General features: G+C 42.6%; 13 protein-coding genes. 6 read left to right on the top strand and 7 right to left on the bottom strand.

Annotated features, from left to right (window positions below; all coding sequences use genetic code 11):
• Positions 1 to 92 precede the first annotated feature (92 nt).
• From fdhF to fdhD, 3 genes are all read right to left on the bottom strand, one after another.
• A complete protein-coding gene (fdhF, locus tag FLL45_RS18920; protein ID WP_142943621.1) occupies positions 93 to 2,804 on the bottom strand; it encodes a formate dehydrogenase subunit alpha in 2,712 nt (903 codons plus the stop codon).
• Positions 2,805 to 2,806: 2 nt separating this feature from the next.
• On the bottom strand, positions 2,807 to 4,468 hold the full coding sequence (locus FLL45_RS18915; protein ID WP_142943620.1) for an NADH-ubiquinone oxidoreductase-F iron-sulfur binding region domain-containing protein: 1,662 nt from the start codon (positions 4,466 to 4,468) through the stop codon (positions 2,807 to 2,809).
• A gap of 102 nt (positions 4,469 to 4,570) precedes the next feature.
• Positions 4,571 to 5,410 carry a formate dehydrogenase accessory sulfurtransferase FdhD gene (gene fdhD, locus FLL45_RS18910; RefSeq protein WP_142943619.1) on the bottom strand — a complete coding sequence of 280 codons (840 nt, stop codon included), beginning with the start codon at positions 5,408 to 5,410 and terminating at the stop codon, positions 4,571 to 4,573.
• Positions 5,411 to 5,592: 182 nt separating this feature from the next.
• Here fdhD and FLL45_RS23055 point away from each other — a divergent pair, with 182 nt between their 5' ends.
• The gene (locus tag FLL45_RS23055; protein ID WP_246075859.1) at positions 5,593 to 5,991 is read left to right on the top strand and encodes a hypothetical protein; all 399 of its coding nucleotides are present in this window, start codon (positions 5,593 to 5,595) and stop codon (positions 5,989 to 5,991) included.
• Between the two features lie 50 nt (positions 5,992 to 6,041).
• On the top strand, positions 6,042 to 6,959 hold the full coding sequence (locus FLL45_RS18905) for an SPFH domain-containing protein (RefSeq protein WP_246075858.1): 918 nt from the start codon (positions 6,042 to 6,044) through the stop codon (positions 6,957 to 6,959).
• 54 nt (positions 6,960 to 7,013) lie between these two features.
• Here the strand turns inward: FLL45_RS18905 and FLL45_RS18900 are convergent, their stop codons facing one another.
• Positions 7,014 to 7,571, bottom strand: coding sequence for a DNA-3-methyladenine glycosylase I (locus tag FLL45_RS18900; RefSeq protein ID WP_142943618.1), 558 nt, complete (start codon positions 7,569 to 7,571; stop codon positions 7,014 to 7,016).
• A gap of 173 nt (positions 7,572 to 7,744) precedes the next feature.
• On the opposite strand from FLL45_RS18900, the gene FLL45_RS18895 reads away from it, so the two are divergent.
• Together FLL45_RS18895 and rsmD are read left to right on the top strand one after the other, a co-directional pair.
• Complete coding sequence (locus tag FLL45_RS18895) at positions 7,745 to 8,656, top strand: hypothetical protein (protein WP_142943617.1); 912 nt, start codon at positions 7,745 to 7,747, stop codon at positions 8,654 to 8,656.
• A 108-nt stretch (positions 8,657 to 8,764) separates the two neighbouring features.
• Complete coding sequence (gene rsmD, locus FLL45_RS18890; RefSeq protein ID WP_142943616.1) at positions 8,765 to 9,355, top strand: 16S rRNA (guanine(966)-N(2))-methyltransferase RsmD; 591 nt, start codon at positions 8,765 to 8,767, stop codon at positions 9,353 to 9,355.
• 31 nt (positions 9,356 to 9,386) lie between these two features.
• Here the strand turns inward: rsmD and FLL45_RS18885 are convergent, their stop codons facing one another.
• A complete protein-coding gene (locus tag FLL45_RS18885; RefSeq protein WP_142943615.1) occupies positions 9,387 to 10,160 on the bottom strand; it encodes a class I SAM-dependent methyltransferase in 774 nt (257 codons plus the stop codon).
• A gap of 20 nt (positions 10,161 to 10,180) precedes the next feature.
• Entirely contained in the window at positions 10,181 to 12,214 is a 2,034-nt protein-coding gene (locus FLL45_RS18880; RefSeq protein ID WP_142943614.1) for a M3 family metallopeptidase, read from the bottom strand.
• Positions 12,215 to 12,373: 159 nt separating this feature from the next.
• On the opposite strand from FLL45_RS18880, the gene gorA reads away from it, so the two are divergent.
• Both gorA and FLL45_RS18870 read left to right on the top strand, forming a co-directional pair.
• Entirely contained in the window at positions 12,374 to 13,723 is a 1,350-nt protein-coding gene (gene gorA, locus FLL45_RS18875) for a glutathione-disulfide reductase (RefSeq protein WP_142943613.1), read from the top strand.
• 184 nt (positions 13,724 to 13,907) lie between these two features.
• Positions 13,908 to 14,438: a gamma carbonic anhydrase family protein gene (locus FLL45_RS18870; protein WP_142943612.1), complete on the top strand. Its 531-nt coding sequence runs from the start codon at positions 13,908 to 13,910 to the stop codon at positions 14,436 to 14,438.
• A gap of 105 nt (positions 14,439 to 14,543) precedes the next feature.
• Here FLL45_RS18870 and aroE read toward each other — a convergent pair whose 3' ends face one another.
• Positions 14,544 to 15,347 (bottom strand): shikimate dehydrogenase, encoded by an 804-nt coding sequence (aroE, locus tag FLL45_RS18860; RefSeq protein WP_142943611.1) that lies wholly within the window; start codon positions 15,345 to 15,347, stop codon positions 14,544 to 14,546.
• Positions 15,348 to 15,392 lie beyond the last annotated feature (45 nt).

Below are 15,392 nucleotides of genomic sequence, written 5' to 3'. Positions count from 1 at the left end.
TCACTATCAAGTTAATCGTCTCAAGACTTAAGCAAAACAATACCAATATACAAGTATCGATAAAATATTGGTTAACAAGAAGCAGCGTATTATTATGCCGCTTCTACATCAACAGCAACGACTTTGTACTCTGGGCAAAGGGTTTCTAAGTCACATTCGTCGCTCGTAATGTTGTTGACCATTAACTCGGGAAAATGAAATGTCGTGAACAAAACACCAGGTTTGACCTTATCACTAACATGGGCCTTGAGGTTAACTTCACCACGTGATGAAAATAACCGAACTATCGACTCATGTGCGATCTGTTTCTGCCGCGCGTCTTGTGGATTGATTAACAATATATCTTCACTCACAATTTGTTTATTGTCAGTGCGTCTAGTCATCGTGCCACAATTGTAATGCTCTAGTATTCTTGAAGTAGTCAATATATAGGGAAAGCTGGTTGCATGATTTTCAATTTCTTTTGACTCTTCAAAGTCAAAATAATGAAACTTACCAAGTCCTCGCTTAAACGTTTCGGTGTGCAAGATTTTAGTCTCTGAACCATCAGCTAAGATTGGCCATTGTTTACCATTATCGCCTAACTCATTCCATTTGGCACCGGCGAAGAAAGGGACAACGTCAGCAATTTCCGCTAACATAGTGTCAGGTTGATAATCAGGTTGGGCATAGCCCATCCGGTTCATAACATCGATGATAATCTGACCATCAACTTTAGTCCCAGGTAAGGGTTTAACAACTTCTCGCACCGCTTGCACTCGTCGTTCACCATTAGTAAAAGTACCTGACTTTTCTAAAAATGATGTTCCGGGAAGAATGACATCAGCAAGCTTGGCGGTTTCACTAAAGAAGATCTCTTGAACAATCAAAAAATCCAAATTTTTCAAACTCTCCACCACGTGATGAGTATTCGGATCGGTTTGGGCGACATCTTCTCCCATGATCCATAAAGCTTTTAAGGTGCCGGCTTTTGCTGAATTAAACATTTGCGGAATTTTTAAACCGGCATGAGTGGGTGAATGAACACCATATTTTTCAGTGTAATATTCTTGCCACTTAGGATCCTCCACCGACATATAACCAGCACCTTGATGTGGCTGGCACCCCATGTCTGCAGCACCTTGGACATTGTTTTGACCGCGCAATGGATTAACACCAACGCCTTCGCGACCGATATTCCCTGTCATCATAGCAAGATCCGCAATACTCATAACCGAACGCGACCCTTGCGAATGTTCCGTTACCCCCAGACCATGAAAACTCATTGCGGCTTCCGCTTTGCCATAGGCGATCGCTGCGTCACGAACTAAAGCGCGATCGACACCACTAAGCGCTTCCATCCGGTCTATATCTAAATTCATTAAAGCATCATGATAATCCTGCCACCCTTCAGTTCTGGTATCGACAAACTGCTGATCAACCAACCCTTCTTTAATGATGTAATGTGCCATCATATTTAATACAGCAACATTCGTTCCCGGGCGGAGCTGCAAATGATAGGTGGCGTACTCCGCGACTTCAGTTTTTACTGGATCAATGACGATTCCAGGTGTCCCTTTCATTAACTTCTGTTTAATTTTTGCGCCTGTCACGGGATGGGCTGATGTAGGGTTAGCACCAATGACCATAATAAAATCAGTTTTGGCGAGGTCCTCAATAGAATTTGTCGCCGCTCCGGTGCCAAAACTTTGTTGCATACCATGTGCGGTTGGTGAATGGCACACTCTGGCACAACAATCGATATTATTAGTCCCTATCACCGCACGCATTAATTTTTGCATTAAATAGTTTTCTTCGTTTGGACATCGCGATGAGGAAATTCCAGCAATGGCGTCTGGCCCAAAATCCGATTTTATCGAGCCGAGCTTTTCGACGATTAAATCATAAGCCTCATCCCAACTTGCTTCGACAAACTGCCCCTCTTTTTTTATCAAGGGTGAGGTTAATCGATCGGGATGGTTATAAAAGCGCCAGGCGTAACGTCCTTTTAAACAAGTATGCCCTTGATTAACTTCTGCATCTTCTGGCGCGGTAATTGAGAGAATTTCGTTGTTCTTAACGCCAACTTCTAAATTGCAACCTACACCACAGTATGAACATACGGTTCGTACTTTTTCTTGTGCTTCAACCGATTTGCTCTGGAATACATCACTAATCGCTGCAGTTGGACAGGTTTGCGCACAAGCGCCACAAGAGACGCATGCAGAATCGTCGAAGGATAAATTAGCGCCTTTAATTATCTTACTGTCAAATCCACGCCCTTCAATACCAAGCACAAATTCACCTTGAATTTCATCACAAGCGCGAACACATCGATAACAGTTAATACATTTAGAAAGATCGCTTCGCATATAAGGATGCGATGTGTCTTTTTCATAATGACTATGATCAGCCGCATTTTTGTAACGAACTTCTCGAATTCCCACCTCGGCGGCAACATCTTGCAATTCGCAGTTACCATTGGATTCACAGGTTAAACAATCTAACGGATGATCCGTTAAGACAAGCTCAATGATATTTTTGCGTAATTTTTGAATCGAGGGTGACTGAGTTTGAATATGCATACCCTCAGCGATGGGCGTGTGACATGAGGCCATCGTTTTGCTCGGCCCATCAGCTTTTAGCGCAACATCAACAGAACAAACTCGACATGCGCCGAAAGACTCTAAGCGTGAATCATCACATAAAGTCGGTATCGAAAAATTATTTCGCTGCGCGAATTCTAAAATAGTTTCATTCGCTTTAATTTGATAAGGCTGCCCATCTATAAAGGCTATCTTATCGAGTATCGGATTCTTAGTCATCGCTAAACCTCCACCACATCAATTTTGTTGAGTGAACTTGGTTCAAACAAACTTTCTATCTCAGGAAGAAAATACTGCAAGGCATTTTTAACCGGCAATGGAACACCGCCACCCAATGCACATAACGAACCTTTCTCCATAGTTTCTAATAGGTCATCTAACAGCACTTTATCAAGCTTATGTTCACCAGAAATCGCATCTCGAAACATTTCTTTGCCTCGTGTCGCACCCAAACGGCATGGGAAACATTTGCCACAAGATTCTGCGGCAGTAAAATCAAAAAGATGATGGATGTACTCGGCAATATTTTGTTGCTCAGGAATTCCGATGATACTAGCATGACCTAATAAAAACCCCTGCTCATCAAAAGATTCGAAATCTATGGTTAACTCGGCAAATTTTTCTGCGGGCACTAAGCCACCGAGTGGACCGCCAATATGAAGTGCTTTGACGGGTTTGCTAAAGCCACCCGCTTGTTCAATAACATGAGATAGCTTCTCTCCCATTGCAACCTCATAAATGCCCGGATTATTAAAACTACTATCTAGTGATAACAACTTAGAGCCTGTCGATCGGCCGTTTCCTAAAGTAGAGAAAGCTTCAGCTGAATTTTCCAAAATCCAATGGATAGCTGCAAATGACTCGACATTATTTAAAATGGTTGGTTGGCCAAATAAACCTTTTACAGTTGGAAATGGAGGCCTGACAGAGACCATTGGCTTTTGACCTTCCAGTGATCGTAACAATGCGGTTTCCTCACCACAAATATAAGCGCCAGCGCCGCGAACAATTTTAAATTGAAAATTGAAATCAAGATCTTTAAGTAAATTCAACGATTGAAATTCATTAATCGCTTGCTGGATTTGTTCGACTGATTGAGGGTACTCATCGCGAATATATAAAACACCCCAACTTGCACCAGCTAAATATCCTGCCATTAACATACCGAACAAAACGGCATGTGGCCGTTGTTCCATTAAATAGCGGTCGGTATAAGCGCCAGGATCACCTTCGTCGGCATTACAAACAATGTACTTTTCATTTGACACCTCATCCGCACAGGCTTTCCACTTTATGCCGGTCGGAAAACCTGCACCGCCTCGACCTCGTAATCCAGAATCGATAATTGTTTGTAAAATTTCAGCCGGTGAACTTGTCTGAGTAAGCCTCGTAAAAAGTGCGTAGTAACTCGGGAAGTCTGCGATGGTTTCGGTCAAAAGCGGCTTATCCATAAGACACTCAACGGGATAGTGCTCACCCGAATCATGAGTTTGATTGAGTATTTCTTCAAGCTGCTCAATATCTGAACCGGAATAGTTGATGCCGCTAATTTGAAACGACGCATTCTCATGACAGCGCCCTAAACAGCACACATGACCAATATCCTCCTCAGCCAATTTTTCTAACAACTTATTCTTAACGTTTTTCTGAGTACCTGCGCAAAGACAAGATGAACCATTACAGACATACGCTTTTTTGTTGGCGTTTTCTCCTTGAATGAAGTCATATGCGGTTGCCGCACCATAAACATTTGCGTCGCCGATCTTATAGTCTTCAGCCAATGCCTTTAAGCGAACAGGATCGCCTTCAGTTTTAATAATGTTTTCAAACAAGTTGTTCTCAAGTCCTTTTCGTTGAGACAACTTAGCTAAATTCTCTGACATAGTTCTGGTCCTGTGTCTGCAATACTTTTGCGGCTACTATTGTATTTTATGGAGACCGCTTTTTCCGTCGACTTTAAAGTCTTAGCGTAATGACAAAGCAATTTAAGTTGTAATCAGTTCACGATGTGAAGTATACAAATTAAAGCTGTTATCCTTAGCAAACCCAATCAACGCAACATCAAACTGATTGGCTGCGCGGATCGCTAAGTGACTCGGCGCGCCCAACGCAATGATGGTTGAAAAGCCTGCCATAATCGCTTTTTGGACTAATTCAAACCCTATTCTACCCGAGAGTACCAACAAACCACTTTGCGCTAGGTCATTGTTGAGCAATTCATGACCAATAAGCTTATCAAGGGCGTTATGTCGCCCAACATCTTCAAAGAAGGGAGCGCTTTCAGTCGCTAACTTGCCATCATGAATATAAATCAGTCCCGCCGCATGAACACCGCCAGTCAATGAAAACAAGGGCTGTTCTGCGAGCAGTTCTTTGAGCGTTTTAACCAATTGATTGCTAAGCTTCAAATCTGGCGTTTTAAACGCTCTCGACTGCTTTAATTCTAGCGCCTGCAGGCTGGTTTTACCACACAGACCACATCCCGAATAGCTTGTAAGATGACGCTCGAAACGTGCTGTTTCTAGAGTGACCTTATCACTCAATCTCACTTCGAGAATATTCTTTGGTTCTTTTGACGAATCTAGCAAATAGTCAAGTGACTCAACATCGTTTTTACCTTTGATAACTCCTTCCGAAAAGAGCAATCCAAAGGCAAGCTCTTTGTCTTCGCCCGGCGTTCGCATAGTAAGACTAAAAACTTGCGTCTGTTCCTGTTGTCGCAGCTGAATAAGTAGCGGCTCTTCTTCCGCAACCGGATCTTTCTCAAGCAAGACCTGATTAGCGCCTACCTTGTAACGGTTCACATCAACATAGTTTTCAGCCATAACAGATTGATTTTTGGTTAATAAAAGATTCACATCACGCTATGATACTTGAAATAACCAATAAAATGGTCGGAATAGATAGTCATTTCATACGTTAAACCAGAAATTTGACGAGCCAATGAAAGCTATCACCCGTTGGTCTCATTTAAATAAAACATAAAAAAGACATTTAGGAGATAGTTATGTCTGAATTATCAACAAAAGTTACGACAAATGGCTCAATATTTAAACTTGCGGTTGCGGCCGTGATTATTGCGGTTGTCAGCATCGTCTCGTTAAACTCTTTCTTCTACGCGGAACCAGGATATATTTACCATGTACGAACGGTTCTCGGAGACGAAGAAGTGGTTACCGAAGTTGGCTATAAATTTTATCCCTTTGGCCGATATAACTCATGGAAAAGAGCCATGACAGTGCAGGCGATTCAAGGCGCTTCTGGTAACGCGATTCGAGCAGAAAAAGACTCTGATAACACTTCGGCGAGCCTTCCGCCGATGAGTATTATGTTCCTTGATCAAGTAGATGCTCATGCGCAAGCGACAGTACGTTTTGCAATCCCCTCTGATAAAGAATCATTTTAAAACTTGCGCATGAATACCGCTCTCCAGAAAACCTCCTCAGAACAGCACTCATGCCAGCCTTTAAAGAAACGCTCCAAGCAAATGCATCACTGATGAGTGCAGAGGAATATTACTCCGGCGGTCGTACCCAGTTTAACAGCGAATTTGAAGATCAAATGAATAACGGTATTTACCTTGTTAAACGAGAAGAAATTCAAGTCAAATCCACTCGCCAAGCCAAAGCTAGTGCGAATGCGGCTCTCGGAACCGAACAGGAGTCTTATGGCGAAGATTCAAAAACAGCATTTGTTGTGCAAAAAGTTCTCGATGAAAATGGCTTGCCAAGACGAAAGACGCAACGATTCATAAACTATGGTATTACTGTCGTATCGGCACTAGTAACAGACATGCGTCCAAATCAAAAATTCGTTGAGCGAATGCAATTAAAACAAAAAGCATCCGCAGATAGAGCGATTGCTCGTGAACAGCGAGTCCAAGAAGAAGAGCAAAGGCTACTTGCAATAGCCCGCGGTGAACGTGAAGTAGCCGAACGTCAAGCTAAAGCAAAGGTCGAACAAATTCAAAAAACGACGGAAGCAGAAACTGACAAACAACTGGCGATAACAGCAGCAGAAAAATTAAAAGCCCAAGCAGCAATCGCCAAAGAAACTGCCGAAATAAACTTCGAAAAGGCAAAAACTGAAGCGGAAACTAAACGGACGCTGGCAGAAGCAGAAGCTTATCAAAAGAAGGTTATTCTAGAGGCTGATAATGCACTTGCGCAAAAACTCGATGCCGAGATCGAAATACAAAAAATCTGGGCTGATGCCTTCTCTAAACGTAAAGTCCCTACTACCGTATTTGGCGGCAGTGGTACCGGCGGCGCCCCTGTAGGTAGTGACGCGGAAGTTAAAGCTTTCATGCAAATGCTGACACTCGACGCAGCTAAGCGCTTAAACTATGACCGAGACTTGCAAAAAAATAAGTAATCTTGACTGAAGGACTTTAGAGGGGCTTTGTTGCCCCTTTTTTGTGCATTAACATTAGTCGGGATAGTTGTGCCTGAAGCAATCAACCGTATGATCATTGACCATGCCAACAGCTTGCATAAAGGCATAACAAATCGTTGTTCCGACAAAAGTAAACCCCGCTTTCTTGAGCGCTTTTGACATCGCATCAGATTCCGGTGTGTTCACGGGTACATCTTGCAAGCTTTTCCAATGGTTTACCTTTGGCTTACCGCCAACGAAGTGCCACAGAAACTCGGAAAACGATTGTTGTGCTTGGATTTTTAGGTAGGCAACGGCGTTCTTTCTGAATCCAAAAACTTTTAGACGATTGCGGATAATTCCCGGGTTTTGCAACTGATTTTCTAGCTCAGCATCAGTCATTTTAGCCATTTTTATCGGATCAAAGTTATAAAACGCCTTGCGGTAATTATCCCTTTTTTTAAGCACGGTAATCCAGCTTAACCCCGCTTGTGCACCATCTAATAAAAGATGTTGGAAAAGCTCTTGGCTATCATAGACAGGAACTCCCCATTCTTGATCGTGATAATCAATATAAATCTGTTCTTTACCAACCCAAGCACAGCGATTCATTTTTCAGTCCTTGTTGCTGTGAGATCCATCTCAATCAATTTTATTCGACCTAAAAATACCCAAGATCGACAAGAAATAGACCAAATTCTAATGTAAATAACTTTTTAAATGCTAGAGAAAAACTTCTTTTTTAGTATATACTTAGGTCTTCCGCTTAAGCATTAGAATTATTTATGGTAAGCAAATCTTTCGACCTCGACGAAATAAAAAAAAGAACTGCCGAGCTCAGTAAGACATGGCAGAAAAAGCTTAATTATCTCTCCGAATCTGTATCCCGCTCTGGGATGGAAGGGGCTAGCCACTGGCTTAAGTCACATCATCAAATCGACGATCTTAAAGACGCACTTGAAGATTTGCTCAAAGCCAGTGAATCAGAAGAGTTCAAACTTGCCCAAGTTGAAACAACCTTTAGCAGCTTTGTTATTCCAGAAGAAGACATGGGACAAGCTGATTGGTATCGCGCTGCAAGTATCCAGCTTGAGCAATTTGAGAAGTCACTACTAGAAAAAAAGACATTTGATAAAAAACAGATTACCTCGCTGATTAATGAGCTGAAATACATCAGTGAAGCCAATGAATTTCATGAACGTTACCAACTGCAATCTATTCAAGCCAAGGTGAAAAACGTGTACCAGAACTTAGTCGATGCACTCAATGAATTTAAGAAGATTGAGAGAGAGAAGTTTCAACAACAGAAAGAACAGGATAAAATTCAAGCAGCTAGGCTGCAGACTGAAAAAGCTCAAGCCGAAGCCAAAAAAGCGACTATGGAAAGTGTCAAAATAAAAGAAAAGCGACTTGCCATCATCGAAGAAAAAAAGCGCCTGCTCGCTGAAAAAGAGAAAATGGAATTAGAGGGTAAGCAGGAAATTGAAATGGCAGAAGTTAAAGCCAAAGAAGCAGAACATCAACGACAAGCCAAACTGCAGGATGCTTATGTAGATTTGCAGCTAGAAGAGCGAATGAATAGTTGGTCGGTCGCCGAAGTAGCCGATATTCTGCGAAGAAAAGCCAGTGAGTCAGGCCTATCAGAAGAAGTACAAACGAAAGTGAACGCCTTAATTATCGAACTAAAAGCGCAATAATGATATTGCGCTTATTCATTATTACCTTTTACCAGTCAGCTAACTCATTAAAACCGATAATTGAGGTTTGAAAAACAACCTGCTCATGCAACCAAGCAGTTTACTATCATGCAACAATCCAAGCCTAAGCAACAATCAAAACAGTCTAAAAGTGGTGCCGGTACAGTCAGGATCATTGGTGGATCGATGCGTGGTCGAAAAATTCGTTTTTCGGGTGCTGATGGTTTAAGGCCAACGCTCGATCGGGTGAGAGAAACCGTCTTCAATTGGCTTGCTCGAGATATCGCGGGAAGTGACTGCCTCGACCTATTCACAGGGAGCGGAGCGCTAAGTTTTGAAGCGCTATCAAGAGGCGCAGGATCTGTGGTGATGGTTGAGAAGAATCGAAAAGTAGCAGAGGCTTTGAAAGTCAATTGTCAATCGCTGAATATTCAAGCCGCTAAAGTCGTTAACCTCGATGCCGATAAGTTTTTGCGTCACAATTCTCAGAAGTTTGATCTGGTGTTTCTTGATCCCCCCTTTGGAAAAGGGTTAATGCAACAAACGATTGATTCCCTCAAACCTCATTTAAAATCTAATGCGCTGGTTTATATCGAACAAGAAAAAAGTGACCAGGAATATATTCCGGATGACAGTTTTGAACCACTCAAAAGTAAAAAAACCGGCAGCTTTTCCTATTCGCTCTACCGTTTTTTGTGAGAGTCATCAATACCATAGTCAATCACGAAGCTTATCCAACTAAGTAAACATCATAACGAAATTTCTTTGCTTTAATTTCATGGGATGGTTTGCTACTTCCCAGAATAGGCGCACCTTTTGGTCGTTTTACCACGACTCTTTTTACCGGTTGACTCATCGCCCAGTTAAAAAGTCTGTCAGCATCATTATCCTCACCAGCTAATTGCTTGAATAATCGCATTTCTTTTTTTACTAATGCTGATTTTTTTCTCTCTGGGAACATGGGATCAAGATAGATAACCTCAAATGACTCATTCTCAAGCACTGCCTTAATGCTATCAGCTTCGTTCAAATCGAGACTTCCAGGTAACGCTCGATAATCCTTTGATTGCTTATAGTGGCTTAATGCGTCCTTGAGTAATTGATAGATCGCAAAGTTTCTCTCATTCATTATCACGTTGCACCCCAAAGCTGCCATGATCAATGAATCTCTCCCCATACCAGCAGTTGCATCTAAAACTACTGGTCGATAATTCGGCTTACAACCAATCGCTTTCGCGACAACTTCATTTGACTTCGAAACTCTAGCCGCGCGAAAACCAACCTCGCCGTCATGAAAATCAAAAGCGAGGTCAGTCAGCGATTTGTCGAGATATAGATGAAGTAACAGTTTCTCGTCATGAAAAGCAAACGCAGCTTGTTCACTCGTCAATAATTCCAGATTATCAATCGCGTCGATATTTAGCGACTCAGATAATTGAGCCGCTTTAGCGCGATCTAAATCACTAGAACTTTCACCTTTATAAATAAAAAACTGCTTTATCAAGCGCGGTCCTCTAAAACGATTTAATGTTTGATCCCAGAGTGCCGAAGCAGTGGTTCAACTTCTGGCTTTCTACCACGAAAAGCAACAAACAAATCCATCGGTTCAGCCGAACCACCTTTTTCTAAGATATTTTCGCGAAATTTTCTACCCGCATCTGGGTTCATGACTCCCTCTTCTTCAAACAGCGAGTAAGCATCAGCAGACAAAACTTCCGCCCACTTATAACTGTAGTAACCGGCCGAATAGCCACCAGCAAATATATGCGAAAAACCATGTTGGAATCGATTAAACTTGGGCGGTTTGATAACCGCCACCTCATCACGAGTTTGATCTAATATTTGTTGAATACCAGCTGCAGACAAAGGTTCATTCAAATGAATTTTCATATCAAACAAAGCGAATTCTAGCTGTCTTACCATCATCAAAGCCGATTGAAAATTTTTAGCAGCAATGAGTTTATCGAGTTTATCTTGCGGTAATGGATCGCCCGTCTGGTAATGTTCACTTAGTTTGCTAATCACCTCGGGTTCGTAGCAAAAATTTTCCATAAATTGACTGGGGAGCTCTACGGCATCCCAAGGTACATTAGAAATACCTGACGCCGAGAGTTCATCGACCTGGGTGAGCATGTGATGGATCCCATGGCCAAACTCATGAAATAAAGTAACGACCTCATCATGAGTAAGAAGTGCTGGCGCATCATCAACTGGCGGCGCAAAATTACAAGTTAAATAAGCAACCGGGATCTGCATCTGGTCATCGGAAAGCCTCATTCTGCCTTGGTAATCATCCATCCATGCACCGCCGCGTTTGTGACCTCGAGCATAAAGGTCGAGATAAAACTCAGCTATAACTTGATCGTTACGCAAAATCTGAAATGTTTTTACGTCCTTATGCCAAACGTTGACTCCTGCTTTCTTCTTAAACGTCACCTCAAAATGATGCTCTGTAATATCAAAGAGCCCACTAATCACTTTATCAACCGGGAAATAGGGGCGCAGCTCCGATTGCGAGATTTGATAGTTTTTCTGCTTTAGTTTTTCACTAAAGTAAGCAACATCCCAAGCTTGTATATCATCGACTCCATTTTCACTGGCAAACGCTTTTAACTCAGCAAATTCCGCTTTTGCTTGCGCTTGGCTTGCTTGATTGAGCTGCTGTAAAAATTTTAATACTTGTTCAGGCGTTTCCGCCATTTTGGTCTCAACGGATAATTCGGCGTAGTTCTTAAACCCCAATAATTTCGCTTTTTGATTCTTCAAGGTTAATAGCTCTGCCATAATTTCACTGTTATCAAACTTGCCTTTGTCTGGGCCTAATTCAGAGGCTCTTGTCGTGTAGGCCGAGTAAACCTCTTCTCGCAATGCGCGATCATCTGCATAAGTAACGATGGCAAGATAGCTAGGGATTTCTAGAGTAATCAAACAACCGTCCATATCGCGAGACGCAGCATTCGCTTTCAGCATTGCCATTTCAGTTTCTGGCAACCCGGCCAAGTCGGACTCTGAAACCTGTTTGGTCCAGCTCATGGTGGCGTCCATCAAGTTCTGTTCAAACTTTGACGATAGTTCCGCCAAACGTGACTGAATAGAAGCGAATGTTTTCTGATCGGCTTCGTTTAAATGAAGCCCTGACAATTTAAACCCAATCAGCTCATGTTTGAGGATATGCTTCTGGGTATCACTCAGCCCTAATTGTTCTTTACTTTGATAAAGCTTATCCGTCGCAGTGAATAAACCTTTGTGTTGACCAAGTGCCGTGCCGTAAGCCGTTAAATCGGCGAGCGCTTCATCATAAGCGGCTCGCAGCTCATCTGAATTACACACGCTGTTTAAGTGCGAGACTGGCGACCAAGCTTTTGATAGACGATTCTCCAACTTTTCTAACGGTAACATCAGCGAAGGCCAATCCAAGTCTGGCTGTTCCACCAGTTGTTCGATAGCTTGTAGATTTTCGTTAATGATAGTTTTTATTGCGGGTACAACATTGTCTGGAACTATCTGATCAACTTTTTCAATAGGATTCTGTAATAATAATGGGTTAGATATAGTCATTATGGAATAGTAATTGGGTTGGATTAAATGCAAACTAAGGCCAGTTTAGCGCAAATTCAAGTACCTCTGGTAAAAACTCTAAGGTTTTATTCGCTAAATTGCCTGTGTTCACACCACGCTCAGTTTTAATTGTTAACTTTTAATTATTTGGAATCTCTCATGTCACAGTATGATTATGACTACCTCGCTATCGGCGGCGGAAGCGGCGGTATTGCATCAGCTAACCGAGCCGCAATGTATGGAAAAAAATGCGCTATTGTTGAGGCAAAAGCCCTTGGAGGGACTTGTGTCAATGTAGGCTGTGTTCCCAAAAAAGTGATGTGGTTTGCTGGACAAATTGCCGATGCTTTTAAACTTGCACCAGACTATGGTTTTCAAGCCGAATTAAAGGGCTTGGACTGGAAAACTCTCGTCAAACATCGAGAAGAATATATCGGCCGAATTCACCAGTCCTATGATAATGTTCTCGGTAAAAATAACGTCGACGTAATCCAAGGCTGGGCAACGATAGTCGATAAAAACACCGTAAAAGTGGGTGATCGCGCAATTACTGCAGAGCACATACTTATTGCAACCGGCGGCCAGCCGGTAATCCCTGAGATCCCGGGTAAAGAACACATTCTCGATTCAGATGGATTCTTCGCCCTCGAGCATCAACCTAAGCGTGTTGTGATAGTCGGTGCTGGCTATATCGCTGTGGAGATCGCGGGAGTATTTAATGCCCTCGGGAGTGAAACTCATCTGGTGGTTCGTAAAGATCATCCATTACGAGAGTTTGACGAGATGATTTCCTCAACTTTAACAGAGCAGCTTCAAGCAGAGGGGATCAAACTCCACTCACGCACTCAAATTACTCAAATTGATAAGAATGATGACGAGAGTTTGACCTTACACACTGATAATTTGGACTTGCCGGATGTCGATGCGGTGATTTATGCAGTCGGCAGAAGCCCGGTCACCTATGGCCTTGGTTTGGAAAATGTTGGAATAGACCTTGATTCACATGGTTATATTGTTACTGATGAGTATCAAAATACGAGCGTTGAAAATATCTACGCGGTTGGCGACAACACCGGGCGTGCTCAATTAACACCTGTAGCCGTGGCTGCCGGCCGGCGATTGTCCGAGCGATTATTTAATAACAAGCCAAACGAGAAGCTAGATTATACCAATATCGCAACGGTAGTTTTCTCCCATCCGGCGGTGGGGACAGTGGGCTTGACTGAAGCTGAAGCGCGGGCCGAATATGGCGATAACGTCAAAATTTATACTTCAAGCTTTACCGCTATGTACACAGCAATAACTTCTCACCGCCAACCGACTAAAATGAAGCTCGTTTGCGTCGGACCAGAAGAGAAAGTTGTCGGCGTTCACATTATCGGTCTAGGCGCGGATGAAATGCTGCAAGGTTTCGCGGTAGCCGTCAAGATGGGCGCGACTAAAGCGGATTTTGATAATACTGTCGCAATTCATCCCACATCAGCAGAAGAACTAGTCACTATGCGCTAGCCTCAAACAGGGGCAATCCTTGCCCCTGTTTATCAATTAATTATTCAAGAGAAGCAAACCCATGCCCTAACTAAATTGCACTAGGGAATAGCTATATCCTCTATAAATACAATTTGTTATGGAAAGATTACAATTTAGGCTAGAATATCGCTAATTGAATAATAATCTTGCAGATAGGTTTGGTATGAGCGTCAGATCATTTGAAAATGCGCACCCCAAAATCGGTAACCGAGTATTTGTTGACCCAACCGCTTTAGTCGTTGGTGATGTCGAAATTGGTGCTGATAGCTCGATTTGGCCGATGGCGGTAGTCCGCGGCGATGTGCATTCTATTCGAATTGGCGAACGAACCAGCATCCAAGATGGTAGCGTGCTACATGTGACACATGCTGGTCCATTCGATCCAGAAGGACATGACTTATTTATCGGCAATGACGTCACTGTCGGCCATAAGGCGATGATCCACGGATGTTCTATAGCTGACAGCTGTCTTATCGGTATGGGATCTGTCGTTATGGACAGCGCAATTATTCACTCAAATGTCATCCTGGGTGCAAACAGCCTAGTCCCGCCTGGCAGAGAACTTGAAGGTGGCTTTTTATGGGTGGGTTCTCCCGCTCGGAAGATACGCCCCCTCAATGAGGAAGAGCTAAAGTTTTTTGATTACTCGGCTAAAAACTACGTGAAGCTTAAAGATCGTTATTTAGCGGGCTAACGTTTGCTTGATTGATTGATTGATTGATTGATTGATTGATTGATTGATTGATTGATTGATTGATTGATTGATTGATAAAAAGTATACACCAAACACCAAGACTGGCTATTTAGCCAATGCAAACAAGCTCTCCGATTGAATATCAGGTCGTTGTCCCGTCCAAATATTAAAAGATTCCGCCGCTTGACCGAGTAGCATCCCAAACCCATCCGCAGTGTTACTCGCCCCATTGGCTTTACACCAATGAATGAACTGTTCTGCTCTTTGACCATAATTAAGGTCATAACAAAAGTCTGTCTGTGAAACTAAATCGGAAAGGGGGTCAAAAAGCACCGGATTAAACTCACTGACAGTCGATATAATCGCATCTGGTTGTTCAGTTGCTTGATAAGCATCGATCGGGCCGAGTGAATCAAATCGTTTAAGCAGCAGATCTACTTTAGCTTTTGTCCGATTTAACATGCTCACCCTGGCGCCAGCACTTAATAACGAAAGGATTATCGACTGACACGCGCCGCCCGCCCCTACCACTAAAATGTGCTTGTTTTGATACTCGAAACCGAGACGTTGCAAGTCAATTAAAAGTCCGTTGCCATCGGTGGTGGTGCCGACAATTTGATTGGATTCATTTTTAAACAGGGTATTAACTGATCCGGCTAGTTCAGCATCCAGTGTAACCTTATCGGCACATTCGATCACCGCTTGTTTAAACGGCAAAGTAACATTGAGCCCTTGACCACCTTGTTCAAAAAATGATCGCACAAAAGATTTTAAATTGTTTTCCTCAACAAGATGCTTTTGGTACTCAATAGATATGTCGACTTGCTGAGCAAATTGGTAATGGATGGGTGGCGAAAGGCTATGAGAAATTGGATTTCCGATAACCCCTAACCGAAATTCGACAGTCATAAATCAGTAGATTGGATTACGATTATTAGGAAACCAATCTACCAA

The organism is Aliikangiella marina (assembly GCF_007004765.1).
GTDB classification, from domain to species: Bacteria; Pseudomonadota; Gammaproteobacteria; order Enterobacterales; family Kangiellaceae; genus Aliikangiella; species Aliikangiella marina.
The sequence above is the reverse complement of the archived record's forward strand: the minus strand, read 5'-3'. Positions and strand labels throughout refer to the sequence as shown.